The 22,978-nt window shown below is 66.1% G+C and carries 24 protein-coding genes; 4 read left to right on the top strand and 20 right to left on the bottom strand.

Going from position 1 to position 22,978, the window contains the following annotated elements; translation table 11 throughout:
• Nucleotides 1-13: 13 nt before the first annotated feature.
• The 7 genes from rlmD to surE form a co-directional block, all read right to left on the bottom strand.
• Nucleotides 14-1,507 (bottom strand): 23S rRNA (uracil(1939)-C(5))-methyltransferase RlmD, encoded by a 1,494-nt coding sequence (gene rlmD / locus AC6CIE_RS07095; RefSeq protein ID WP_313067971.1) that lies wholly within the window; start codon nucleotides 1,505-1,507, stop codon nucleotides 14-16.
• 158 nt (nucleotides 1,508-1,665) lie between these two features.
• The gene (locus AC6CIE_RS07100) at nucleotides 1,666-2,418 is read right to left on the bottom strand and encodes a TorF family putative porin (RefSeq protein WP_175121707.1); all 753 of its coding nucleotides are present in this window, start codon (nucleotides 2,416-2,418) and stop codon (nucleotides 1,666-1,668) included.
• Nucleotides 2,419-2,762: 344 nt separating this feature from the next.
• Nucleotides 2,763-3,431 (bottom strand): hypothetical protein, encoded by a 669-nt coding sequence (locus AC6CIE_RS07105; RefSeq protein WP_498091794.1) that lies wholly within the window; start codon nucleotides 3,429-3,431, stop codon nucleotides 2,763-2,765.
• Between the two features lie 195 nt (nucleotides 3,432-3,626).
• On the bottom strand, nucleotides 3,627-4,406 hold the full coding sequence (locus AC6CIE_RS07110) for a 3'-5' exonuclease (RefSeq protein WP_498091795.1): 780 nt from the start codon (nucleotides 4,404-4,406) through the stop codon (nucleotides 3,627-3,629).
• Complete coding sequence (locus AC6CIE_RS07115; protein ID WP_175121710.1) at nucleotides 4,403-5,263, bottom strand: peptidoglycan DD-metalloendopeptidase family protein; 861 nt, start codon at nucleotides 5,261-5,263, stop codon at nucleotides 4,403-4,405. The genes AC6CIE_RS07110 and AC6CIE_RS07115 overlap by 4 nt, the downstream gene beginning before the upstream one ends.
• A 16-nt stretch (nucleotides 5,264-5,279) precedes the next feature.
• Nucleotides 5,280-6,101 carry a protein-L-isoaspartate(D-aspartate) O-methyltransferase gene (locus AC6CIE_RS07120; RefSeq protein WP_175121711.1) on the bottom strand — a complete coding sequence of 274 codons (822 nt, stop codon included), beginning with the start codon at nucleotides 6,099-6,101 and terminating at the stop codon, nucleotides 5,280-5,282.
• Complete coding sequence (gene surE / locus AC6CIE_RS07125) at nucleotides 6,086-6,844, bottom strand: 5'/3'-nucleotidase SurE (protein WP_175121712.1); 759 nt, start codon at nucleotides 6,842-6,844, stop codon at nucleotides 6,086-6,088. The genes AC6CIE_RS07120 and surE overlap by 16 nt, the downstream gene beginning before the upstream one ends.
• A 94-nt stretch (nucleotides 6,845-6,938) precedes the next feature.
• On the opposite strand from surE, the gene plsY reads away from it, so the two are divergent.
• Nucleotides 6,939-7,577: a glycerol-3-phosphate 1-O-acyltransferase PlsY gene (gene plsY, locus AC6CIE_RS07130; RefSeq protein WP_175121713.1), complete on the top strand. Its 639-nt coding sequence runs from the start codon at nucleotides 6,939-6,941 to the stop codon at nucleotides 7,575-7,577.
• A 66-nt stretch (nucleotides 7,578-7,643) separates the two neighbouring features.
• Here the strand turns inward: plsY and tsaD are convergent, their stop codons facing one another.
• Nucleotides 7,644-8,675: a tRNA (adenosine(37)-N6)-threonylcarbamoyltransferase complex transferase subunit TsaD gene (gene tsaD, locus AC6CIE_RS07135; protein WP_218343689.1), complete on the bottom strand. Its 1,032-nt coding sequence runs from the start codon at nucleotides 8,673-8,675 to the stop codon at nucleotides 7,644-7,646.
• A 110-nt stretch (nucleotides 8,676-8,785) separates the two neighbouring features.
• Here tsaD and AC6CIE_RS07140 point away from each other — a divergent pair, with 110 nt between their 5' ends.
• Nucleotides 8,786-10,078 (top strand): NCS2 family permease, encoded by a 1,293-nt coding sequence (locus AC6CIE_RS07140; protein WP_056560820.1) that lies wholly within the window; start codon nucleotides 8,786-8,788, stop codon nucleotides 10,076-10,078.
• A 58-nt stretch (nucleotides 10,079-10,136) separates the two neighbouring features.
• On the opposite strand, the gene AC6CIE_RS07145 is transcribed toward AC6CIE_RS07140, so the two are convergent.
• Entirely contained in the window at nucleotides 10,137-10,493 is a 357-nt protein-coding gene (locus tag AC6CIE_RS07145) for a VOC family protein (protein WP_498091797.1), read from the bottom strand.
• A 246-nt stretch (nucleotides 10,494-10,739) separates the two neighbouring features.
• On the opposite strand from AC6CIE_RS07145, the gene AC6CIE_RS07150 reads away from it, so the two are divergent.
• Together AC6CIE_RS07150 and AC6CIE_RS07155 are read left to right on the top strand one after the other, a co-directional pair.
• Nucleotides 10,740-11,762, top strand: a complete 1,023-nt coding sequence (locus tag AC6CIE_RS07150; RefSeq protein WP_175121717.1) for an LLM class flavin-dependent oxidoreductase — start codon at nucleotides 10,740-10,742, stop codon at nucleotides 11,760-11,762.
• Between the two features lie 166 nt (nucleotides 11,763-11,928).
• A complete protein-coding gene (locus AC6CIE_RS07155; RefSeq protein WP_006388150.1) occupies nucleotides 11,929-12,303 on the top strand; it encodes a thioredoxin family protein in 375 nt (124 codons plus the stop codon).
• Between the two features lie 96 nt (nucleotides 12,304-12,399).
• On the opposite strand, the gene AC6CIE_RS07160 is transcribed toward AC6CIE_RS07155, so the two are convergent.
• The 11 genes from AC6CIE_RS07160 to AC6CIE_RS07210 form a co-directional block, all read right to left on the bottom strand.
• Entirely contained in the window at nucleotides 12,400-12,987 is a 588-nt protein-coding gene (locus AC6CIE_RS07160) for a YigZ family protein (RefSeq protein WP_495601674.1), read from the bottom strand.
• Nucleotides 12,988-13,095: 108 nt separating this feature from the next.
• Entirely contained in the window at nucleotides 13,096-13,902 is an 807-nt protein-coding gene (locus tag AC6CIE_RS07165; protein WP_286936601.1) for a transporter substrate-binding domain-containing protein, read from the bottom strand.
• A gap of 10 nt (nucleotides 13,903-13,912) precedes the next feature.
• The gene (locus AC6CIE_RS07170; RefSeq protein WP_175121720.1) at nucleotides 13,913-14,686 is read right to left on the bottom strand and encodes an ABC transporter permease; all 774 of its coding nucleotides are present in this window, start codon (nucleotides 14,684-14,686) and stop codon (nucleotides 13,913-13,915) included.
• Nucleotides 14,683-15,681, bottom strand: a complete 999-nt coding sequence (locus AC6CIE_RS07175; protein WP_498091799.1) for an ABC transporter substrate-binding protein — start codon at nucleotides 15,679-15,681, stop codon at nucleotides 14,683-14,685. The genes AC6CIE_RS07170 and AC6CIE_RS07175 overlap by 4 nt, the downstream gene beginning before the upstream one ends.
• 68 nt (nucleotides 15,682-15,749) lie before the next feature.
• Nucleotides 15,750-16,520 (bottom strand): ABC transporter ATP-binding protein, encoded by a 771-nt coding sequence (locus AC6CIE_RS07180; protein WP_175121722.1) that lies wholly within the window; start codon nucleotides 16,518-16,520, stop codon nucleotides 15,750-15,752.
• A 106-nt stretch (nucleotides 16,521-16,626) separates the two neighbouring features.
• Nucleotides 16,627-17,844 (bottom strand): MFS transporter, encoded by a 1,218-nt coding sequence (locus AC6CIE_RS07185; RefSeq protein ID WP_498091801.1) that lies wholly within the window; start codon nucleotides 17,842-17,844, stop codon nucleotides 16,627-16,629.
• Between the two features lie 183 nt (nucleotides 17,845-18,027).
• A complete protein-coding gene (locus AC6CIE_RS07190) occupies nucleotides 18,028-19,632 on the bottom strand; it encodes an ABC-F family ATPase (RefSeq protein WP_498091803.1) in 1,605 nt (534 codons plus the stop codon).
• Between the two features lie 161 nt (nucleotides 19,633-19,793).
• Nucleotides 19,794-20,867 carry an LD-carboxypeptidase gene (locus AC6CIE_RS07195; protein WP_481144681.1) on the bottom strand — a complete coding sequence of 358 codons (1,074 nt, stop codon included), beginning with the start codon at nucleotides 20,865-20,867 and terminating at the stop codon, nucleotides 19,794-19,796.
• Entirely contained in the window at nucleotides 20,864-21,355 is a 492-nt protein-coding gene (tadA, locus tag AC6CIE_RS07200; protein ID WP_498092114.1) for a tRNA adenosine(34) deaminase TadA, read from the bottom strand. Before tadA ends, AC6CIE_RS07195 begins: the two co-directional genes overlap by 4 nt.
• Nucleotides 21,356-21,365: 10 nt before the next feature.
• Complete coding sequence (locus AC6CIE_RS07205; protein WP_175121726.1) at nucleotides 21,366-22,214, bottom strand: haloacid dehalogenase-like hydrolase; 849 nt, start codon at nucleotides 22,212-22,214, stop codon at nucleotides 21,366-21,368.
• A gap of 148 nt (nucleotides 22,215-22,362) precedes the next feature.
• On the bottom strand, nucleotides 22,363-22,875 hold the full coding sequence (locus tag AC6CIE_RS07210) for a hypothetical protein (protein WP_254594272.1): 513 nt from the start codon (nucleotides 22,873-22,875) through the stop codon (nucleotides 22,363-22,365).
• Nucleotides 22,876-22,978 lie beyond the last annotated feature (103 nt).

Below are 22,978 nucleotides of genomic sequence, written 5' to 3' on the forward strand. Positions count from 1 at the left end.
CCGCCGCTGCTTTTTACTGGTCTGCCTGCGCCTCGGCGGCGACACGGGCCTCGTAAGCTTCGGTGGCAGCCTGCTTGGCTGCCGCCTTTTCAGCCGCCGCGGCCAGCTTGGCTTCCTCGGCGGCCGCCGCATCGGCCGCTGCCTGGATCGCGCGCTGACGAGCGCGTTCCTTCGCCTCCCGCACACCCTCGGCATCCAGCGTTTCGAATACGGCGATCGATTCCACATGGCCCGTGTGCGGGAACATGTTGATCACGCCGGCGCTCTTGAGCACGTAGCCGCCTTCGTGGACCAGGATGGATGCGTCTCGCGCCAAGGTGCCGGGATTACAGGACACATAGACGATGCGGCGCGGCCGCTCTTCGTACGTGAGATCGGACAGCGCCTGCGACACGGCGTGGGCGCCTTCGCGCGGAGGATCGATCAGCATGCGGTCGAAGTAGCCCAGGCTGCGCAGCCAGGTCGCGTCGACTTCAAAGAGGTTCAGCGTGGCAAAGCTGGTGCGCTCGCCCAGGCCGTGGCGCGACGCCGCATCGAAGGCGCGGTCGGTCAGCGCCTTGCTGCCTTCCACGCCCACGGCCTCGCGGCCCTGCGTGGCCAGCGGCAACGTAAAGTTGCCCAAGCCACAGAACAGATCCGCCACGCGGTCGGTAGGCTGCACGTCCAGCAGTTTGAGCGCGCGGGACACCATTGCGCGGTTGATGGCGTGGTTGACCTGCGTGAAGTCGGTGGGCCGGTACGGCATGCGCAGGCCGAACTCCGGCATGGTGTAGGACAGCGCATCGTTGTGCTCGCGCTCCAGCGCGTGCACCGTTTCCGGACCCTTGGACTGCAGCCACCATTGCACGTTGTGCTTGGCCGCGAAGGCGCGCAGGATGGCGATGTCGCCGTCGGTCAGCGGCAGCAGATGGCGGAGCACCAGCGCCGTCACGCCTTCGCCGAGCGCCACCTCGATCTGAGGCATGCGGTCAGGGGCGGACATGGACGCGATCATTTCGCGCAGCGGGATCAACAGATCGCTGACGTGGCGCGGCAACACATGGCATTCGCGCATGTCGGCCACAAAGCTGCTCTTGCGTTCGTGAAAGCCCACGAGCACCCCGCCCTTCTTGGGCACCACGCGCACCGACAGGCGCGCGCGATAACGGTAGCCCCAGGTCGGCCCCTGCAGCGGCGGCAGGATCAGCGCCGGGCGCAGCTTGCCGACATGCCAGAACGTGTCTTCGAGCGCGCGCTGCTTGATCGCCACCTGCGTGGTGGGCTCCAGATGCTGCATGGCACAGCCGCCACAGACGCCGAAATGCGGGCAGCGGGGTTCCACGCGTTGCGAGGAGGGACGCAGCACCTCGTCGACACGGGCGGTTTCATAGGAAGGCTTGCGGCGCAACGTGACCGCGGTGACCCGTTCGCCCGGCAAGGCGCCTTCCACGAAAATGACTTTCCCGTCGCGGCGGGCGATCCCCCTGGCTTCCAGGTCCAGGGATTCGATACTCAAAACGTCAGACATCTCACGCAGTCCAGAATTGCACGCAACCCGTGATTGTAGAAGGACTTCGCGATTTACCGGAAATCGGGTTTGATGGGGCCGGAGCGGCCCGCACCACGCCGCGTGGCGCTGCGCCCCGCGCGGGTAAAAAAGGGGCTGTTCAGGCGCCGCCACGGATATCAGAACGAGCGCGCCACCGAGAAGACGGCGCCGATACGGCCCGACGGGTGACCGTACTTGGTGGGCAGCCAGTTGTCCTTGGTGGCGCCGACGGCCGCCAGACCGAGGATCCAGCCCTTCAGGTCCTTGGTCACGCCCACCTTGTAGTCGACGTAATGGCCGATCGAGTCGCCGTCCATGTTGGTCTGGTTCTTGAGCTTCTGGTAGCCCAGATGGCCCAGCAGTCCCCAGCCGTCGCCCAGGTCGAATGTGGCCGTGCCGTCCAGGTACCAGGTGCCCTTGCTGTCCGGCGTGCTGAAAAAGTCGCTGGGCGTGTACGAATACTTGAGGCTGTAGTTGCCGTAGGACGCGCCCAGGTAGAGGTCCGTGTTGTTGTAGTTCCCGCCCTTGGGGGAACTGGAGCCGGGATAGTAGTAATGCAGCACGCCCGCATCCAGCGTGAAGCCGCCGCCCACGTCACCCTTCCAGCCGCCGTAGAAATCCATTTCCAGGTTGCCGTCGGTGAACACGAAGCTGGAGACGTTGGAGTTCCAGTTGCCCAGGTAGAAGCCCGAACTGTGGTTCAGGTCAAAGCCCAACTGAACGGCGGGACGGAAGTCGGTCTGCGAATAGCCGCGGAAGCGGTAATCGCTGACTATGGTCGCGTTACCGCTGAGCGAAAAGCCGCCACCCAGATCGGTGGGTTCGGCTTGCGCCACACCTGCAAAACAAGCGGCAAGCGCGAGGGGCAAGGCTAGCAACGTCTTATTCATGGTGCGAAGGTCCTGATCGGATAGTCGAAAGAGCGGACGGCGCGCGGCGCATCCGGCTGGCCGGCTTGTGCAGGTAAAGCCGGCTCAAATCCCTTCAAGCAATGTCCGTGCCAGGTTTCAGCGCCAGCGTACGGCCTGCCGCAGTGTCCTTCGGGCGCTGGCAATGCACCATCCTGGTGCCCTCTTATGGGGCGCGGCCAAGGCCCATGCGTCAAAACGGGGAAATCCGGCCTGGCCCCGCCTGGAAAACAAACACCCCGGCACGCGGGAAGCGTGTCGGAGTGCTGTTCAAGCGGAGCGTTGCTCCGCTTTGCGGCCAGTGTGATGGCCTAGGACTTGCCGGCTCAGTTGGCCTGGGGCGCGGCAGGCGGCGGGGGCGGCGGGACGTCGCCGGCAGCCGGCGGAGGCGGCGGCATGCCGGGACGACCGTCGGCGCCGCGCATGCCGGGGCGACCCTTGCCGTCCGCGCGGGCTTCCATCTTGGCGTGGCGCTCGGCCATGCGGGCTTCGCGCTCCTTGACGATCTTGGTCACCTGGCCGCGTTGCGTGTCGTTCAGGCTATCCCAGACGGCCAGCCATTGGTCGCGCACCTGCTTGGCTTGCGGGCCGAACGCGTCGCGGCGCTTTTCCGACTGCTCGATGAGCGCGCGGGGATCCAGCTTGCCGCTGTCCAGCTGCGACTTGAGCAGGTCATGGCGCGTACCGCGGTCGGCGCGCATCGCTTCGTGCAGGCTGCGCTGCCCTTCCTGGGCGGTCTTGAACAGGGCCTCCTGTTTGGCGTCGAGCTTGAGCTCGGCGACCTGGGCCTTGGAGACGGGGCCCAGACCGGGGATCAGCAGGCCGTCGCGCATGCCCTTGTGGAAACCACCGCCGCGATGGCCTTCGTGCATGGCGGCCGGACCGCCCTCGGCGGGAGGAAGCGGCGCAGCCATTGCGGAGCCAGCCGCGAAACCGCTCGACGCGGCGACGATAGCAAGGACGGCCAGATTGGAGCGGATAGCGAATCGGGACATGGATGTCTCCTGAAAGTGAAGAAAGCGAGGCCATTGTGCGATCCGCCTGGTTTCATCCAGGTTTCGTTTACGGCCGTCTTGTTTCAGTCGATTGCTTGCCCGCCAGACGCGAGAACGGGGCCATGCAGGCCCCGTCGGTATCCCCTGACCCGTGCGCATTGGCAAGGATTCAGGCTGGCTGGCCGCCCGCGCAGATCAGCCCGCGTCCCAGGCCACCATGTATTCCTTCCAGTGCGGCGCATCGCTGGCCGAGAGCGTGTCGCGCACCAGCGCGATTTCGGTCTCGTAGGCGGTGCGGTCGAGTTCACCGCGCAGGAAGCGGAAGCGGCAATACACCAGCCACGTATTGACCACGTCGGTTTCACAGTACGCGCGCACTTCGTCGGCGCGGCCCGTGCTCCAGGCCTCCCAGACCTTGCTGCCGTCCATGCCGAGCTTGCCGGGAAAGCCGCACAGCTTGGCAAGTTCGTCGAGCGGCGCGTTGGCGCGGCCGTTGTACTTGGCCAGCACGTCCATCAGATCGATGTGACGGTTGTGATAGCGCGAAATGTAGTTGTTGAACTTGAAATCGCGGTCTTCTTCGCCCATGTCCCAGTAGCGCGGCGCGGGCACACCCTGGATCAGGCTGCGGTAATGCAGGACGGGCAGGTCAAAGCCCGAGCCGTTCCAGCTGACGAGCTTGGGCGTATAGCGTTCGATGGTCTTGAAGAAGCCCGCGAGCAAGGCCGCTTCGGGATCGTCCGGCTGGCCCAGCGTCTTGACGCGAAAGCCCTGGTCGTCACGGAATACGCACCCTACCACCGCGACCTTGTGCAGATGCAGCGGCAGGAAGTCGTGGCCCACGGCCTCACGCCGCGCGGTCAGCGCGCGCTCGACCACTTCGTGGTCCGGCACGTCGGCGCCCCAGCCGTTGAGCTTGCGCAGCCCGTCGGCGTCAGGGATGGTCTCGAGGTCGAATACCAGGGTGGGCGTCATTTGGGCGGCAGGTATTGCATCGGATCCACCGGCGTACCCTGGCGGCGGATTTCAAAGTGCAGACGCGGCGACGTCGTGTCGCTCTGACCGAGTTCAGCGATCTTGGCCCCGCGCTTGACCGTCTGGCCGGTCTTCACGAGCAGCGCACGGTTGTGCGCGTAGGCCGTGATGAAGCCGTTCTGGTGCTCGACGATGATGAGGTTGCCCAGGCCGCGCACGCCATTGCCGCTGTACTTGACCAGGCCATCCGCCGCGGCGGTGATCGGGTCGCCCAGCGCGCCGGCGATGTCGATGCCCTTGCTGCTGGCATTGAACGCCTGCACGATCTGGCCGTTGGCCGGCCAGGCCCAGTTGATGACGCCCGCATCCGCCGCGCGCGTGGCCGGCTTGGTGTCGACGGGCGCCGGCGCCGGCGTGGGCGTGGCATCAGGTGCGGGCGTGGTGGCCGCGGGAGTTTCGGGTTGGTCAAGCGGACGCGGTTGCGGCCGGTTGCTGGCAATCGGCGCGGTCTGCGCGCCGCCGCCGGTGGCGCCGCCGGACATGCGCAGCACCTGCCCCACCGAGATCTGGTTGGGGTCGCTGATGTTGTTCCAGCGCTTGATGTTTTCGATGTCGACGTTGTTGGCGCGGGCGATCTTGTAGAGCGTGTCGCCCGGCTTGACCACATAGCTGCCGGACGTGGCCGTCGGCGCGGGTTGCCCGCCGGTCATGTCGACCACCGGGGCACGAGTACCTTTGGATGCGCAGCCGGCCAGGATGGCGAGGCTGAGAACCCCCACTGCGAAGAGCGGGCGGCGAAGACGCGTCATGGACGCGCCCAAATTCATATCGGTCAGTTGCAACTGCCCGTTGAGCATACGTTTCTCCTGTCGCTCAAGATTGTATTCCGGACCGTAGCGGCACAAAGCGCACGGCCTCTAGTTCGGTTCTTTTCCAGCTTGCCGCGCCCGTGCGTTCGATCAGAACCAGGCGCTGGTTCGAGCCCCCTTCGGGAGCGATGAGACGGCCTCCCGGAGCAAGCTGCGTCAGCAGCGCTTGCGGGATGGCCAGACCTGCGGCAGCCACAACGATAGCATCGAACGGCGCCACGCCGGGCAGCCCCAAAGTGCCGTCTCCATAGATGAGCCGGATCCTTGTAGTGAGCCGCAAGGCGCGTAGATGCTCGCGCGCCAGCTCGTACAGCCCGCGTATGCGTTCGATGGTGTGAACGTCGCGCACGAACTGCGCGAGCACCGCGGCCTGGTATCCGCAACCGGCGCCGACCTCGAGCACACGGGTAGGCGCGCGGTCTTCGCAAGCAGCCGCGATCATACGCGCCACAACCCACGGCTGGGAAATGGTTTGCGAGTGACCGATGGGCAACGCGGCGTCTTCGTACGCGCGGCTGGCAAGGGCCTCGTCTACAAACAGATGGCGCGGTACTGCGGCCATGGCATTCAGCACGCGTTCGTCGGTGATGCCCTGCGAGCGCAGACGCTGCACCATGGCCTGGCGCAAGCGTTCGGAGTTCAGGCCAAGGTTGCTGCCCGCTTGCGGCACGGGCGTCTGCGCCTGCCGCTGCAAGGTGGCGGCCGAGATGCGCGTGTTGCTGTTGGCCGGCGTGTAACCCGGGCCGAGTCGGCCGGCGTCGTGGCGGGCCGGGCTGCTGCGGCCGGCGCCGGGCGTGATGTCCGGCTGGCTTATGCGTTTGCGCATAGCGGCTCTGCCCAGGTGCGGATCTCGTCAAGCTGGCTGTGCTGGGTCAGGTCCAGACGTAACGGGGTGACGGACACGATGCCCTGCTCGACGGCGTGAAAGTCCGTGCCGGGCGTGGCGTCGGCGGCCAGACCGACCGGTCCGATCCAGTAGACCGTGTCGCCATAGGGCGTGGTGGTGCGCACGACCGGTTGCGACGGATGCCGCTTGCCCAGCCGCGTGACCGCAAACCCGTGCATGTCTTCAAAACGGCGGCTCGGGATATTGACGTTGAGCAGCACCGGCGCGGCGAGCGGCTGGGCCAGATGGCGCTCGACGACCAGACGGGCGGCGCGTGCGGCCGAGTCGATGTGCTCCCAGCCCTTTTCCGCCAGCGAGAACGCGATGGCGGGGATGCCGAACAGATAGCCTTCGCTGGCGGCGGCGACGGTGCCCGAATAGAGGGTGTCGTCGCCCATGTTGGCGCCGTTGTTGATGCCCGACACGACCAGGTCGGGGCGCGTATCCATCAGGCCGGTCAGCGCGACGTGCACGCAATCGGACGGCGTGCCGTTGACCGCGATGAAGCCGTTTGAAGCGGTGCGCACCGACAGCGGCCGGTTCAGCGTGAGCGAGTTGGAGGCGCCGCTGTGGTTGGTCTCGGGCGCGACGACGGTCAGATCGCCCAGCCCTTCCAGCGCGGCGACCAGCGCTTCCAGGCCAGGGGCCGAATAGCCATCATCGTTCGAAACCAGAATTCGCATTGTGCATCCGAAAGAAAATAAAACGCGGGTGACGTGGCGGATTGTACCCGCGGTAGAATCCGCAGCCACTACTACAACAACGGACTCCCCTTCCATGGCGATAACCGAACCCTCCCTGGCATTTACCGTCGCGCTCGTCGTGCTGGCCTACCTGATCGGCTCCGTGCCCTTCGCCGTGGTGGTCAGCAAGCTGATGGGTCTGCAAGACCCCCGCAGCTATGGGTCCAAGAACCCCGGAGCAACCAACGTGCTGCGCACCGGCAACAAGACCGCCGCCGCGCTGACGCTATTGGGGGACGCCGCCAAGGGATGGTTCGCGATCTGGCTGGCCGAGAAGCTGGCGCCCGGCATCGGCCCCGTCGCCCTCGCCTGCGTGGCGCTGGCCGCCTTCATCGGCCACCTCTACCCCGTGTTCCTGGGTTTCAAGGGCGGCAAGGGCGTGGCGACCGCGCTGGGCGTGCTGGTGGCCATCCAGCCCTGGCTGGCCGTCGCCACCGCGGCAACCTGGCTGATCATCGCCATTTTCTTTCGCTATTCGTCGCTGGCTTCGCTGGTGGCCGCGTTCTTCGCCCCGGTGTACTACGTATTTGGATCCGGGTTGGCCTGGCAGGCGCAGCCGGCGCTGGGCGTGGCGCTGGCGATCATCGGCATCCTGCTGTTCTACCGTCACCGCGCCAATATCGCCCGGCTGATCCAGGGCACCGAAAGCCGGATCGGCAGCAAGAAGAAGTAATCCCCCCGCGATGGGCGGATGAGAGGGGTGGAAAAAAAGCGGGCGGCCTGGCCGCCCGATTTCATTTCAGGCGATATCGGCCAGATCCCAGCGCGGCTTGACCGTGAAGCTATGGGCGCTGGCGTCCAGCGTGGCCAATCCGGCCTTCACCCGTTCGGCGGCCGCGAACGCGATCATGGCGCCGTTGTCGGTGCACAGTTCCAGCGGCGGGAAGTATGCGCGGGCCTTGAGCGGCTTGAGCGCGGCATCGAGCTTGGCGCGCAGAAGCTGGTTGGCCCCCACGCCGCCGGCCACGACCAGGCGGCGCAGCCCGGTCTGTTTCAGCGCGCGGATGGACTTGGCCGCCAGCACCTCGACGATGGCCGCCTGCGTAGCGGCGGCAAGGTCCGCGCGGGTCTGTTCGTCCAGGCCGCCATTCTGTTCGGCCGCCTTGACTCGGGTCAGCACGGCGGTTTTCAAGCCGCTGAAACTGAAGTCCAGGTCACCGCTGTGCAACATGGGGCGCGGCAGGTCGAAGCGCGAGGCGTCGCCGCTGCCGGCCAGCCGGGACAGCGCGGGTCCACCCGGGTAGCCCAGGCCCATGAGCTTGGCGGATTTGTCGAAGGCCTCGCCCGCGGCGTCGTCCAGGGTTTCGCCCAGCAGCTCGTAGCGACCCACGCCGTCCACGCGCATGAGCTGGGTATGGCCGCCTGAGACCAGCAAGGCAATGAAGGGAAACTCGGGCCGGGGATCAGCCAGCATCGGCGACAGCAGATGGCCTTCGAGGTGATGGATGCCGATGGCAGGCAGGCCGCGCGACCAGGCGAACGACTGCGCCACGCTGGCGCCGACCAGCAAGGCGCCGGCGAGACCGGGCCCGGCCGTATAGGCCACGGCGCCGATGTCGGACATCTGCAGACCCGCGTCCTGCAGCACCTGGCGGGTCAGCGGCACCACGCGGCGGATGTGGTCGCGCGAGGCAAGTTCCGGCACCACGCCCCCGTATTCCTGGTGCATGGCGATCTGGGTATGCAGCGCGTGCGCAAGCAGGCCGCGTTCCGTACAGACGGCTGCGACGCCGGTTTCGTCGCAGGAGCTTTCAAAGCCGAGAATGATCATGGCGGCAGAGTTTACAACTGATGCGAAAATACGCGGGTTCTTGACTGGGACGGGGCTTTCCGCCCCGCCCGCCACAACCTGAAAATCCTGCAAAAACCCTGGGGACTCGAATGCTGGAGAAGCTATTCAAGCTGCGTGAGCACGGCACGACCGCAAGAACGGAAGTCGTGGCCGGCCTGACGACATTCCTGACGATGTCGTACATCATCTTCGTCAATCCTGACATCCTGTCCTCGACGGGCATGGACCGCGACGCGGTCTTTGTTGCCACCTGCCTGGCCGCCGCGCTGGGCTCGCTGGTGATGGCGTTCATCGCCAACTGGCCGATCGGCATGGCGCCCGGCATGGGGCTGAACGCCTTCTTTGCCTTCACCGTGGTCAAGACCATGGGTTACACCTGGGAGCAGGCGCTGGGTGCGGTGTTCATCTCGGGCATCATCTTCCTGTTCCTGACGATATCCGGCATCCGGGTCTGGCTGGTCAAAGGCATCCCGCATTCGCTGCGCAGTGCCATTGCGGCCGGCATCGGGCTGTTTCTGGCCATTATCGCGCTATCCAGCGCGGGCATCGTGGTCGCCCATCCGGCCACCAAGGTCACGCTGGGCAACCTCACCACGCACGGTCCACTCTTTGCCATCCTGGGCTTTTTCGTGATCGCGTCGCTGGATGCGCTGCGCGTGCGTGGCGCCATCCTGATCGGCATCATCGTGGTCACGGTGCTGTCGATGGTGATGGGCTACAACGAGTTCAAAGGCATCTTTTCGGCGCCGCCCAGCCTGTCGCCTACCCTCTTCAAGCTCGACATCATGGGCGCGCTGCATTCCGGCTTCGTGCACGTGATTCTGGTGTTCGTGCTGGTGGAAGTGTTTGACGCCACCGGCACGCTGGTGGGCGTGGCCAAGCGCGCGGGCCTGGTGCCTGAAGACCGGCCCAATCGCCTGGGCCGCGCGCTGTTCGCGGACAGCACCGCCATCGTGGCCGGTTCGATGCTGGGCACCAGCAGCACCACCGCCTACGTCGAAAGCGCCTCCGGCGTGCAGGCTGGCGGACGCACCGGCATGACTGCACTGATCGTGGGCCTGCTGTTCCTGGCCGCGCTGTTCATCTCGCCGCTGGCGGGCGCCGTGCCGGCCTACGCCACCGCACCCGCCCTGCTCTACGTCGCCGGCCTGATGATGCGCGAACTCATCGACATCGACTGGAACGACGTCTGCGAAGCCACGCCGGCCGCGCTGACCGCGCTGGTCATGCCGTTCACGTACTCGATCGCCAACGGCATTGCCTTCGGCTTCATCAGCTACGTGGTGCTCAAGACCGCCACAGGCAAGATGCGCGACGTGCACCCGGCCACGTGGCTCGTGGCCGTGCTGTTCGTGATCCGCTACGCGTTCTTCCCTGAATAGTCAGGCTGACACGCTGTTCGCCCAGAACCGCCGCAGGCCATGCCTTGCGGCGGTTTTTTCATTTGGCGGCCGTCCACACCGCCAGTTCGTAGCCGTCGAGGTCCGTGAAATGGAAGCGGCTGCCGCCCGGAAACGTGAACTCGTCGCGGCTGATGCGACCGCCCGCGGCCGTGATGCGTTGCCGGGTTGCGGCCAGGTCGTCGCCGTACAGGATCACAAGCGGACCGCCCGGCCGCACCGCTTCACCCGTCGTGAAGCCGCCCGTCAGCCGGCCATCGGTGAATTCCGAATACGTGGGACCGTAATCCGTGAACGTCCATCCGAAGACGTCGCCATAGAACCGCTTGCTGCGCGCGATGTCCGCGACGTTGAATTCGATGTTGTCGATGCGGTGGTTCTGGCCGCTGGCGCCCATGCGCGTCTCCTTTGGTTGAATGGCAAATGTTGAATGGCCAATGCGCGGCCATTCCAGGCCGCGTTCGTGCTTGCTATTGTAGGGATCGGAAAAATCAATCAACCCGGCCAAGGGCATGGTTGCTGGCGGGCGCGGTTGAATTCGCCGATACACTCCCCATGTAGATCAGCATATGGAGTACATTTTGCGCCCTTCCCCTTTCATTACCGCGCTGCCGGCCTGTCATGACGCAGCGGAGGCGCACGCATGAGCGCCCTGGCGAATATCCCCTTTTCCGTGCTGGACCTGGCCCCCATTGTGCAGGGCCGCGATGCCGCAGACGCGTTCCGCAATACGGTCGCCCTGGCGCAGCATGTCGAGCAACTGGGCTACAACCGCTTCTGGTTGGCCGAGCACCACAACATCAACGGCATCGCCAGCAGCGCCACGGCTGTGCTGATCGGCCATGTGGCCGGCCACACGCGCACGCTGCGCGTCGGCTCGGGCGGCGTCATGCTGCCCAACCACGCGCCGCTGATCATCGCAGAACAGTTCGGCACGCTCGAGACCCTGTACCCCGGCCGCATCGACCTGGGCCTGGGCCGCGCACCCGGCAGCGACGGCGCCACGCAACAGGCGCTGCGCCGCAGCCCGCGCAGCGGTCTTGAGTTCCCGGCCCTGGTCGAGGAGTTGCGCGGCTTTCTGGCCCCCTCGCGCCCCGGCCAGCCTGTGCGCGCCATCCCCGGCGAAGGCCTGGATGTGCCGATCTGGCTGCTGGGTTCCAGCGACTTCAGCGCGCGCATGGCGGCTGAACTTGGCCTGCCCTTCTCGTTTGCCGGGCATTTCTCGCCGGAAGGCATGGCCGCGATGCGCTTGTACCGTCACTTGTTCAAGCCTTCCGAGACGCTGGCGCGCCCCTATTCGATGATCGGCGTGCCCGTCATTGCCGCCGAAACCGACGAGGCCGCGCGGTTCCAGTCGACCACGCAGCAACTGAAGTTCCTGTCGCTCGTGCGCGGCCATCGCCTGCAATTGCAGCCGCCGGTCGAAAGCATGGACGGCGTGTGGAACGAATGGGAGCGCGAGGCGGTCAATCAGAGATTGGGCGCTTCGATCGTGGGCGGACCGGACACCGTCAAGCGGGAACTCGAAGCCCTGGTCGCGGAAACGCAGGCCGACGAGGTCATGATCGTGTCCGACTTCTACGACATCGCAGACCGCCTGCGTTCTTTCGAGATCGTCGCCTCGCTGAAAAATGGCGCAGGCGTCTCCACGAAATCGGCGGCCTGAGGGCCGTATTCTGCGCCATTGACGGCGCCAACCATTGCGACGCGGCCTGGACCGGCTCTACTATGGGCTTTCAAGGCCTGGCAATACGCGTCGCCGCATCAGCGCCGGGGCAGGCCCCCGGTGTCTCCGCCACCGCTTTTCGCCGCCCACGCGGCAAGGATTTCTTATGAGTATTGTTGAACTCACCAAAGACAGCTTCCAGGAAGCCATCACGCCCGACGGCACCCTCATCGTCGACTTCTGGGCGCCCTGGTGCGGCCCGTGCCGTGGTTTCGCGCCGGTGTTCGAACAGGCCGCCACCGAGCATCCGGACGTCACGTTCGCCAAGGTGAATACCGACGTCGAGCAGGAACTGGCCGGCGCGCTGGGCATCCGCTCGATTCCGACGCTGATGGTCTTCCGCGAAAAGGTCCTGCTGTTCTCGCAACCCGGCGCCTTGTCCGGCGGTCAATTGAATGAACTGCTCGCCAAGATCAAGGAAGTGGACATGGAAAAGGTCCACCAGGAAATCGCCGCAGCGCAAGACAGCCAGGACGCGTAAAACCGCAAGGGGCCCGGATCGGGCCCCTTCCTTTTGCACCGGGACATTTGCTTCCCGGACGCCGCTGCGCGGCAGGCCGGTGCGGACGCTGGCAGGCTACGAAACGACTTCCCACGCGGACCGGCCGCGCGTGATGTTCGCAGCAGTGACTTCCAATTCAGTCAGCGCCACACGCGGCACCGTAAACGTGAGCGTGACGCCGTCCGCGTTGTAGTCTTCCTGCAAGATCGCGGCGCCTGCCTGGGCCAACCGCGATTTCAACAGCGCCATCTCGCCAAAGCCGCAGGCGCAGCGCACCGTTGCCATGTCGACGATTTCCGTGCGCTCGCCCAACCGCAGGCAATTGGCTGCGCATCCGCCGTAAGCGCGCACCAGTCCGCCCGCGCCGAGCTTGATTCCCCCGTACCAGCGCACGACCAATACCGCCACGCGGTCCATGTCCTGGCCTTCGATGGCTTGCAGGATCGGCCTGCCCGCGGTGCCGCCGGGTTCGCCATCATCATTGAAGCGATACTCCTGTCCGATGCGGTAGGCCCAGCAGTTGTGCGTGGCCTCGGGGTCGCTGTGCTCGGCAAAGAAGCGCATGGCGTCGTCGATCGTGGCGACCGGCGCGGCATACGCGGCAAAGCGGCTTTTCTTGATGTCTTCCTGGTAGGTGCAGGGAGCGGTCAGCGTGTGCGTCATGCCCGGCATTGTAAGTGCGCGGATCGGCAGGCGATGCGGCCTGCTCGGCCCGGCCTGCTCGGATGCGGCCTGCGCGGCCCGGCCTGCGCGGCGCCGACCGGCCGCGCATCAGCCGTGGCAGTCCGGGACTTCCTGATCCAGATAGACGTCGAACGCGACGTCGCGCGCCCATTTCGTGGTCATGGCCTTCCAGGCGCCGGCGCGGTCCCAGGCCCGCATCTCTTGTCCGAGCCACGCGCGCGAGGCCTCGTCCTGCGCGGGCAGCAGCCACACGCGCTCCTGGCGTGCGCCATCCGGCGTCAGCGTCGAGGAGAACTTCTTCCATTCCGGAAAGCGCATCAGCGGCTCCCAGACGGCATCGTCGACCAGACCGATGTCGCACTCGCCTTCGCGCACGGCGACGAGCGCGTCCGAGGGCACGCGATACGTCTTGACGGTTGCGCCCCAGCTTTGCGCCAGGGCTTGCGCCTGCGTGGCGGCTTCGGCCATGCAGACGCTGCGGCCCTGCACGTCGGCGGGCTTGCGCATCCGCGTGTCGGTGCGGATCACGGCCTTGGGCCGTGCCGCATAGCCGGTGGCTTGTACCGCGACGGTCTGCGGCTGTCCGTCGGCGCGGTCCGCAAGCACCAGATCCACCTCGCCTGCCTTCAGCGCCCGGGCGGCGTCAGCGGCCGGCAACTGGACCAGCCGCACGGGCAGCTTCAGGCTGGCGCCCAGCTTGTCGGTGATGGCGGCGTCCAGGCCTTCGGGCGTGCGGATCTTCGCCCCCGCGACCGGCGGCGGCGCCAGATACGGCACGCCCACGACCAGCTCACCGCGCGCCCGCGCCGCCGGAAAGGTCTCCGGCTGCGCCTGCGCGAAGCCCGCGAGCAGCAGGCCCGCGGCAAGGACGAATGGACGCATGCGGGACATCATGATGACAACGTCAGACGTATTGGTAACGCAGCAAACGATGCTTGAGGTTTTCAAGCACGAACTGGTCGATCAACGCAGCCAGCACGGCGATCACGAGGATGTTGGTCATGACGCCGGTCATGTCCGCGATTTCGCCCGAGTACGCCAGCGACCGGCCCAGCCCCTTGCCGAACCCGATCAGCATTTCGGCCGAGATCAGCGCCCGCCAGGCGTTGCCGAACGCCAACTGCGCGCCGGTGATGAGCTCGGGCATGACCGCCGGCAGGTACACCCGCTTGATCAGCCCCCAGCGCGTCGCGCCCATGACGCGCGCCGCCGACACGTGCACGCGCTGCACGGATTCGGTGGCGTTCATCACGCTGAGCGCGGCCGGGAAGAACGCCGACAGCGCCACGACCACGATGATGGGCGTATTGCCAAAGCCCATCACGATGAGAAACAGCGGCACCCACGCGATGGACGGGATCGACTGCAGGATGACGATGGCGCTGCGCAGGACTTCGCGGAAGAAGAACAGCACGGCCGCCACGAGGCCGAAGCCCACGCCGGCGGCCAGCGCCAGCCCGTAGCCCGCGCCCAGCCGCCCCAGCGTGCCCATGAGGCTCTGGTGGAACGACTGCTTGCCCAGGTCTTCGAACAGCCGCTCGACGACGGCGGGCACGCCCGGCATCAGGAAGTCGGGCAGCGCGAACGCGGCCAGTTGCCACAGCGCCAGGATGAACAGGACGCCCAAAACGCCCGCAAGATGCTTGCGGGCGCCGGTCACACGGGTAGATGCGCTCAAAGCTTGCGAGCCTCTTGCCAGGACAGGTCGACGATGCTGGAGACGTCGTACGGCTTGCCGTCGCGCGTCTTGAGCGAACCCTGGGCCTGCAGGATGTCAGCGATTTCCTGCATGCGCGCCGTGTCCTTCTCCGTCAGCTTGGGCGTGAACACCTGCGTGCTGATGGCCTCGGAAATGACGGTTTCGCGCGGCAGCTCGCCGCGAGTCAACGTCTTGAGCGTGGGCTCGGCGATGAAGTACGACGCGATCAGCTTGGATGCCTGCGCCGGTTCCTTCTGCAGCAGCGTGATGGCCTGGTTCTGGGCGTCCAGCGCCTTCCAGACATCGTCCTTGCGCTTGGCCAGCGTTTCGCCCGAGGTGATGACGACCATGCACGGGAACGGCCACGCCTGCCCCACTTCGTAGATCTGCTTGACCGGCGCGACCAGTTGCGCGATGCGGTCGTAGGGTTCGAACAGGAAGGCGGCGTCAACACGCTTGCCCACCAGCGACTGCACGGCCACTGCCGGGCTCACGCCCATGACGTTCACGTCGTCAGCCGAAAGATTGCCCTGCTTGAGCACGACGCCCTTCAGGACCACGTCGGCGGTGCTGCCTTCGGCCTGCGAGGCCAGCGTCTTGCCCTTCAGGCCTGCGATGTCCTTGATGCCGGAATCGTCACGCACGATCAGCGAGTGATAGCCCTGCTGCGCACCGCCCACCACCTTCAGGTCAGCGCCCTTGGAGGCCCAGGCGACCGCGTTGGTGAAGCCGAGCACGCCGATGTCGAGCTGGCCGCCGACGATTGCCTTGATGAGATCGGTGCCCGATTTGAATTCGATCAGCTCGGAATCCAGGCCGGCCTTCTTGTAGTAGCCGCCCTCTTGCGCGACGATCGCCTGCGCGTCGTCCATCACGCGCAGGTAGCCCACGCGGAACTTCTCGGCAGCCATCGCGGGGGCAGCCGCCAGCAGCGCCGCGGCCAGCGGCAGGGACAACCATTGCTTCAGTTTCATCAGAAGAGCTCCAGGAAATTCGATAAGCGGCCGCGCCCGGGCGGCCGTGGGTATTTGGGGGAAGAAGGTCAGGCGGCCAGCGCGATGTCGGCGTGCGCGTCCGAACCGCCGACGCCGATGCCCAACAGGCGCAGGATTTCGCGCTTCTCGGTGGCAAGGTCGGACAGGTCGTGCGTCTTGACGCGGTGGGCCAGGTTGAATTCGCGCAGCACCCGCGCCGGACGCGGGCTGAAGACGACGATGCGATCGGCCAGGAACAGGGCCTCGTCGACGTCGTGGGTCACCAGCAGCACCGTCGGCTTTTCCTGCGCGATGAGCTGGCGCAGCACATCCTGCAGGCTCAGGCGGGTCAGCGCGTCCAGTGCGCCGAAGGGTTCGTCCATCAGCATGGTCTGGGGCTGGGCGATGAACGCGCGGGCCAGCGCAGCGCGCTGGCGCATGCCGCCGGAGACCTGATGGGGATAGTAGTGTTCGAAGCCTTCAAGGCTGACGCGCGCCAGCCATTCGCGTGCGGCTTCGCGGGCGCGCTTTTTGGGCGTGTTCTGAAATTCCAGCGCCAGCGCCACGTTGTCTTCCAGCGTCAGCCAGGGATACAGGGCGTGTTCCTGGAACACCAGCGTGCGGCTGGGATTCGGTCCCGTGACCTTGTCGCCGTCGGCCAGCACGCTGCCCTGCGTGGGCATTTCGAGCCCGGCGGCCAGATGCAGCAAGGTGGACTTGCCGCAACCCGAGGGGCCGACCAGCGCAACCAGCTCGCCGGTCTTGAATTCACTGGTGAAGCCGTCGACGACGGGCAGGTCGCCAAAATGCTTGTGGACGTGGTCGAAAGTCAGGTTCATGGAACGAATCGTCAGCGCGCGTGAAAACGAGCCTCAAATCTAACAATTCGTTATATGAATCCAAACGATCAATATCGAATGTCTTTACTTCTTTTAGTAATAACGATCAGACCGTCGCCGGCAGCCTGCCGGCCGCCCGCTGCAGTCCGAACGCAATGACGAAGCCCAGCGTGACGCACAGGGACGCGGCCAGGAAGATCGCGGGGTAGCCGAAGCCGCTGGAGATGTAGCCCGCGATCGGGCCGGTCACGCCCAGCGCCAGGTCCAGGAAGGCCGAATAGGCGCCCAGCGCCGCGCCGCGGCTGCCGGCCGGCACGCGCGCCACGGCCTCGACGCCGATGGCCGGGAACACCAGCGCGAAGCCGCAGCCGGTCAGCGCGGCGCCCAGCAGCGCCATGCCCGGGTTGGGCGCCAGCCACAACAGCAACAGACCGGCCGCTTCCACCACGAACGACACCTGCGCGACCCGGAATCCGCCAAAGCGGGTGATGGTGCCGGCGAACAGCAGGCGCACGCCAATGAAAGCGCCGCCGAACGCACTGAGCGCGCTTGCGGCGCCGTCCCACGAGACGCTGGCGTAATACAGCGCGACGAAGGCGGCCAGCGTGCCGAAGCCGACCGACCCCAGACCCAGCGCCACGCCGTGCGGGAACACGCGCAGCACCACACTCTTGAAAGCCATGCGGTGCCCGCCCACGATGGCGACGGCCGGCCGGATCATGGCAAGACCCAGTCCGGCCAATCCCAGCAACAGCACCGCGCCGCCCAGTGCGCCCATGCTCCAGTGCTTTTCAAGCTGCACGCCCAGCGGCGCGCCCAGCGCCAGCGCGCCATAGGTGGCGATGCCGTTCCAGGATATGACGCGGGCGGTATGCAGCGGCCCTACCCGCGCGATGGCCCAGGTGGCCGAGCCGGTGCCGACCCAGCTCTCGCCGAATCCCAACGCCAGACGACTGAGGATGATTGCCGCCAGGCTGAGCCACGCGGTGCGTTCAAAGGCGTAGGCGAGCAGCAGAAAGATGCCGCTGATTGCGCAGGCCGCCATGCCGATGACGACGGTCTGCTTCGGGCCGACCGTATCGGCCATGCGGCCGGCGTGCGAGCGGCTGAGCAAGGTCGCCACGTACTGCACGCTGATCGCCAGGCCGGCCAGCACGGATCCGTATCCCAGGTTGCCGTGCACATAACCCGGCAGCACGGCCAGCGGCAGGCCGATGGCCAGGTAGCAGATGAAGGTGAAGAAGGCGATGGCAACGATGCGGGCCGTCAGGGTGAACGTGCCGATCTGCGCGCCATCAGGCGCGTCATGCAAAGAGGGAGACATGTGGGGACAAAAAGAAGCCTGGCCGGACAGCCGCCAGGGTCGGGCCCGATGATAGCGCAGCGCAGATTGCGCCCGGCTGAACAGGTGGCCATCGCGGCCCGGCGGACTACATGGCGCGCGGCCGTGGCGCAAATGAGAAAGCGGCGCACGAACCCGTGCGCCGCTTCATGACCCGCCGCGGAATCAGGCCTCGATGCCGCGCGAGGACAGGTAGTCTTCGTAGCCGCCGCGGTAGTCGACGATTTCGCCGGTGGGCAGGATCTCGATCACGCGCGTGGCCAGGCCGGACACGAATTCACGGTCATGCGACACGAACACCAGCGTGCCTTCGTACTTTTCCAGCGCGAACTGCAGCGACTCGATCGATTCCATGTCCAGGTGGTTGGTGGGCTCGTCGAGCAGCATCACGTTGTGCCGGCCCAGCATCAGGCGGCCGAAGGTCATGCGGTTCTTTTCGCCGCCGGACAGCACCTTGGGGGCCTTGGGCAGGTCGTCAGCCGAGAACAGCAGGCGGCCCAGCACCGAACGGATCGACTGGTCGTCGTCGCCCGGCTGGCGGTGGTCGCCCATCCAGTCCAGCAGATTGATGTCGGTTTGCTGGAACTGGTCGGACACGTCCTGCGCCATGTAGCCGAGGTCGGCGTTGTCCGACCACTTCACCGTGCCCGAATCGGGTTGCAGGTCCTGCGCCAGGAGGCGCAGCAGCGTGGTCTTGCCGACGCCGTTGGCGCCGATGATGGCGATCTTTTCGCCGGCGTCGACCATGGCCGAGAACTTGGTGATGACGGGCGCGTCGTAGGCCTTGGTCAGGTTTTCGACAGTGACGGCCAGGCGGTGCATGACCTTGCTTTGCTCGAACCGGATGTACGGGTTCTGGCGCGACGAGGGTTTGACCACGACCTGGTCGGCCTTGATGCGGTCGATCTGCTTCAGGCGCGAGGTGGCCTGACGTGACTTGGACTTGTTGGCCGCGAAACGGCGGACAAAGTCCTGCAGTTCGGCGACGCGTTCCTTGGCCTTGGCGTTGTTGGCCACCAGGCGCTCGCGGGCCTGGGTGGAAGCCAGCATGTAGTCGTCGTAATTGCCGGCGTAGATGCGGATTTCACCGTAATCCACGTCAGCCATGTGCGTGCACACCTGGTTCAGGAAGTGACGATCGTGGCTGATGATGATCATCGTGCTCTGATAGCCGTTGAGCACGTTTTCCAGCCAACGGATCGTGTTGATGTCCAGGTTGTTGGTGGGTTCGTCCAGCAGCAGCACGTCGGGGTTCGAGAACAGCGCCTGCGCCAGCAGCACGCGCAGCTTCCAGCCCGGCGCGACTCCGCGCATCGGCAGGTTGTGCTGGTCGACCGCGATTTCCAGGCCCAGCAGCAGCTCGCCCGCGCGGGCTTCGGCGGTGTAGCCGTCGTATTCCGCGAACTTGGCTTCCAGATCGGCCGCGCGCATGTAATCGTCTTCGGTCGCCTCCGGGTTGGCGTAGATCGCGTCACGCTCGGACATGGCGTCCCACATTTCGGTGTGGCCCATCATCACGACGTCCAGCACGCGCACGTCTTCAAACGCGAACTGGTCCTGGCGCAGCTTGCCCAGGCGCACGCCGGGTTCAAGCGCGACGTTGCCGCCGGAGGGTTCCAGGTCGCCGCCGATGATCTTCATGAACGTAGACTTGCCGGACCCATTGGCCCCGATCAGCCCGTACCGGTTGCCTTCCCCGAACTTGACGCTGACGTTCTCGAAAAGGGGCTTGGGACCGAACTGGATGGTGAGATTGGCGGTGGATATCACGGTGTATCTACGTTTGAAGGCGCCCGAAAGCGCATGCGGGAAAACCTGCTAGTGTAGCAAACGGGCTGCGGCCCTTATTTATATTGGCGAGAGCGGCGCTGCTGGAGCGCCGGACCGCCCGCCCCCCGGAGCGCCAGACCGCCGGACCGCCAGACCGGGGATCAGTGGTGATGCTCGTCCAGCACCAGATGCGCGAGGCCCTTTTCGGTGGCGATGCCGACCTTCTGGCCGATGGGCAAGGTGGCTTTGGTGGCGACATGGCCGTACGGCAGACCGGTAATGACCGGCACCTTGACCGTCTTGCGCAGCCAGGCCACGACCTCGTGCAGATCGTACCCCTTGTCGTGCGGCGCCAGCTTGTATTCGGTGAAACGGCCCAGGACGATGGCCTTCTGGCGAGCCAGGATGCCGGCCTGCCAAAGCTGGATCAGCATGCGCTCGACGCGGTACGGATGCTCGGCCACGTCTTCCAGGAACAGGATGCCGCCGCGAATCTTCGGCATGTACGGCGTGCCCAGCAGCGAGGTCAGCATCGCAAGGTTGCCGCCCCACAGGATGCCGCGCGCGTCGACCGGGTCGGCGTCCTGGGTTTCGAAGCTGAGGATCTCCAGCTCGCCGCGCATCACTTCGCCGAACAGCGCTTCGGTCAGGTCATCGACCTTTTTGCCGCCGAAATCCTGGACCGCGGTGGCGCCCGTGTAGCTGACCGCGCCGGTCTGCGCCAGCAGCGCCAGATTGAACGCCGTGAAATCGCTCATGCCGACAAAGCGCTTGCCGCTGTCGGCCATGGCCTTCCAGTCGATGGCGTGCAGCAACCGGCCCAGCCCGTAGCCGCCACGCGTCACCATGACGATCGGCAGCTTCTGCTTCGTGGCGCGGGTCAGGCTGGCCAGGCGCTGGGCGTCCGTCCCGGCGAACCGTTGATGCTCGGCCAGCGCCGTGCGGTCCAGCGCGGTCTTGAAGCCCTGTTGCGCCAGCCGTTCAAGCGCCAGCGTCACGGTGGCGGGGTCGCGCACGGCGGACGACGGGGAAATCAGGTAGATGCCGCGGGCGTCCGGCTGGGGACCGTGATGGTGCGCGTGGTCGTGGCCATGATCGTGGTCGTGACCGCATGCGTCGCCGCAGTCCGGGCCGTGATCGTGCGGGTGATCGTGCGCCGGGGTGGTTGCGGCCTTGGCGCGGCGCGCCTTGGCGGCGGGCTTGGCAGCGGACTTGGCGGCTTTGGGGGTACTCATGCGATGGATTCCTTGGCGCGGCGTTCGCGGAAGAACCGGCGCAGCAGGTCGCCGCAGGGTTCGGCCAGCACGCCGCCGGTGACTGAAGTGTGATGGTTGAGCTTGGGCACGGACCCGACGTCCAGCACGCTGCCGCAGGCCCCGGTCTTGGGGTCGTATGCGCCGAACACCACGCGCGCAAGGCGCGCATGCAGCATGGCGCCGATGCACATCACGCACGGTTCCAGCGTGACGTAGACGGTGATGCCGGGCAGCCGGTAGTTCTCAAGCTGGCGTGCGGCGCCGCGCAGGGCGACGATCTCGGCGTGCGCCGTGGGATCGTGGTCGATGATGGTGCGGTTGTAGCCCCGCCCCAGGATGTCGCCCTGGGCCGACACGACCAGCGCGCCCACCGGCACCTCGTCGATGTCGTAGGCGGCCTGAGCCTGTTCCAGGGCCAGGGTCATGAAACGCGCGTCCTGCTCGGTCCAGCGCGGCACTGCGTCCATCGGGGCCAACTCAGCCACGGTACACCCGCGATTTCAGCGCGATGCGGCCCGCCAGGCTGGTGACCGCTTCTTCGAGCCATTGATACAACTCGGCCTCTTCGTCGTAGCGGGCCTGGTTCAGGTTGGACACGCGCCCTTCTTCGATGAAGCCCCAGGCGCGGCTGCGCTTGTCGCGATGCTTGGGATCCCAGACCCCAAAGGCAAAGCCGCCGGCACGGCGGATCAGCGAAAAGCACGGAATGTCGGTGTACCCGTCGCCCACGAAGACCATCTGGTCGAACGGGATGCGCAGCCGGTCCTCGGGCACCTTGCGGTTGACCTCGAACGGCTTGTTGCGGAATTCGCGGCCGATGATGCCCTTCTGGATGTGGAACAGGTAGCGAGTCTTGTCGGTAAAGCTGACGACGCGCCGCGGAAACGCGATGCCGCCGTCCTCACCATAGACGAATTCGGACGCCCAGATTTCGGTGAATTCATGCGCGATGGGCGTTGAGCGCACCACGTCGCCGATGCCGCTCGAGATGAGATAGAACTCGAGCTGCACCTGCGGGTGCTCGGCCCGGACCGCGGCGCGCAGACGCTGGAACAGCGTGGCCACGCCATCGTGCAGATCCAGGCGCGCGCCCCAATCTTTCAGGCGCTGCTGCGTGATGAGGCCGTGCCGTCCCTGCCGGGACAGTTCGATCATCTTATAGAGATAGGCCGGCACGGGATCCCAGTCCTGCTGAAACAGCAGGGGATCGACCTCTTCCTTCCAGAACGAGGCCGTGTCCACGCCGATGCTGTCCAGGAAACCGGACGTGCTGTCCGAGGCCAGCGTGTCGTCGAAATCGAAAATCAGGGCGATGACGTCGGACATGAATATGCGTGAAAAGAGGCGACAGCCGCCATTTTGCCTGAATGCGGCAGCGGCTGCGCCTGAGGAGCAGCGCGGTGCATCACGCAGCGCCCTGCTTCACCGTCGCTTCATGCGCTTTGAGTCATGCGCCCTGGTTCGGAGCAACGCCTTACTGGCGGATCGGCGCGGTCATCGTTCCCGTGCCGGGAGCGGGCGCCATGCCTGGTGCGGGAGCCATGCCCGGAGCCGGGGCCATGCCCGGCGCGGGGGCCATGCCCGGGGCCGTGCCTGCGGGCACCTGGATCACGGTCTCGCGCAGCACGCCGCCGCCCTGCACGCTGCCGCGCACGTTACCCGGCGCGGTCATTTGCGTGACGCAATTCTGGCGCTGGGTTTCGGGCAGACGGTTGCAGCGCGCCACCATGTTCTGCTGCAGTTGTTCGGGGCTTTCTTCGCGGAGATTCTGGCGGCTGCGCTCCTGGCGCGCCGCGCCGGCTTCGCGCAGGCAGGCATCCAGCGCTTGCCCGGTCCTGCCGCTTTTGCAGGCGGCGACGTCCTGCTGATAGCTGGACTGCGCCGAGGCGCCGGAAGATTGCGCTTGAACCGCGCCAGCGGCGAGCATCAGGCCGGCGGTGCAGAGAATGGCAGCAAGGCGCTTCGAAGGCATGGGAACAGTATTCATGGTCAGCTCCTTATGAAGAGATTGAACCCGGACGGCGCGGTATCAACCGCGCCGCCAACTGACCTCACTATCCCATGACCGCGCGATGGGGGACATAACTAGC

The organism is Achromobacter sp. GQ309 (assembly GCF_059759315.1).

Excerpts from the sequence above, each read along its gene's own strand:
- rlmD (WP_313067971.1), bottom strand. The coding sequence starts at position 1,507 with ATGTCTGACGTTTTGAGTATCGAATCCCTGGACCTGGAAGCCAGGGGG.
- AC6CIE_RS07100 (WP_175121707.1), bottom strand. The coding sequence starts at position 2,418 with ATGAATAAGACGTTGCTAGCCTTGCCCCTCGCGCTTGCCGCTTGTTTT.
- AC6CIE_RS07105 (WP_498091794.1), bottom strand. The coding sequence starts at position 3,431 with ATGTCCCGATTCGCTATCCGCTCCAATCTGGCCGTCCTTGCTATCGTC.
- AC6CIE_RS07110 (WP_498091795.1), bottom strand. The coding sequence starts at position 4,406 with ATGACGCCCACCCTGGTATTCGACCTCGAGACCATCCCTGACGCCGAC.
- AC6CIE_RS07115 (WP_175121710.1), bottom strand. The coding sequence starts at position 5,263 with ATGCTCAACGGGCAGTTGCAACTGACCGATATGAATTTGGGCGCGTCC.
- AC6CIE_RS07120 (WP_175121711.1), bottom strand. The coding sequence starts at position 6,101 with ATGCGCAAACGCATAAGCCAGCCGGACATCACGCCCGGCGCCGGCCGC.
- surE (WP_175121712.1), bottom strand. The coding sequence starts at position 6,844 with ATGCGAATTCTGGTTTCGAACGATGATGGCTATTCGGCCCCTGGCCTG.
- plsY (WP_175121713.1), top strand. The coding sequence starts at position 6,939 with ATGGCGATAACCGAACCCTCCCTGGCATTTACCGTCGCGCTCGTCGTG.
- tsaD (WP_218343689.1), bottom strand. The coding sequence starts at position 8,675 with ATGATCATTCTCGGCTTTGAAAGCTCCTGCGACGAAACCGGCGTCGCA.
- AC6CIE_RS07140 (WP_056560820.1), top strand. The coding sequence starts at position 8,786 with ATGCTGGAGAAGCTATTCAAGCTGCGTGAGCACGGCACGACCGCAAGA.
- AC6CIE_RS07145 (WP_498091797.1), bottom strand. The coding sequence starts at position 10,493 with ATGGGCGCCAGCGGCCAGAACCACCGCATCGACAACATCGAATTCAAC.
- AC6CIE_RS07150 (WP_175121717.1), top strand. The coding sequence starts at position 10,740 with ATGAGCGCCCTGGCGAATATCCCCTTTTCCGTGCTGGACCTGGCCCCC.
- AC6CIE_RS07155 (WP_006388150.1), top strand. The coding sequence starts at position 11,929 with ATGAGTATTGTTGAACTCACCAAAGACAGCTTCCAGGAAGCCATCACG.
- AC6CIE_RS07160 (WP_495601674.1), bottom strand. The coding sequence starts at position 12,987 with ATGACGCACACGCTGACCGCTCCCTGCACCTACCAGGAAGACATCAAG.
- AC6CIE_RS07165 (WP_286936601.1), bottom strand. The coding sequence starts at position 13,902 with ATGATGTCCCGCATGCGTCCATTCGTCCTTGCCGCGGGCCTGCTGCTC.
- AC6CIE_RS07175 (WP_498091799.1), bottom strand. The coding sequence starts at position 15,681 with ATGAAACTGAAGCAATGGTTGTCCCTGCCGCTGGCCGCGGCGCTGCTG.
- AC6CIE_RS07180 (WP_175121722.1), bottom strand. The coding sequence starts at position 16,520 with ATGAACCTGACTTTCGACCACGTCCACAAGCATTTTGGCGACCTGCCC.
- AC6CIE_RS07185 (WP_498091801.1), bottom strand. The coding sequence starts at position 17,844 with ATGTCTCCCTCTTTGCATGACGCGCCTGATGGCGCGCAGATCGGCACG.
- AC6CIE_RS07195 (WP_481144681.1), bottom strand. The coding sequence starts at position 20,867 with ATGAGTACCCCCAAAGCCGCCAAGTCCGCTGCCAAGCCCGCCGCCAAG.
- tadA (WP_498092114.1), bottom strand. The coding sequence starts at position 21,355 with ATGGACGCAGTGCCGCGCTGGACCGAGCAGGACGCGCGTTTCATGACC.
- AC6CIE_RS07205 (WP_175121726.1), bottom strand. The coding sequence starts at position 22,214 with ATGTCCGACGTCATCGCCCTGATTTTCGATTTCGACGACACGCTGGCC.
- AC6CIE_RS07210 (WP_254594272.1), bottom strand. The coding sequence starts at position 22,875 with ATGAATACTGTTCCCATGCCTTCGAAGCGCCTTGCTGCCATTCTCTGC.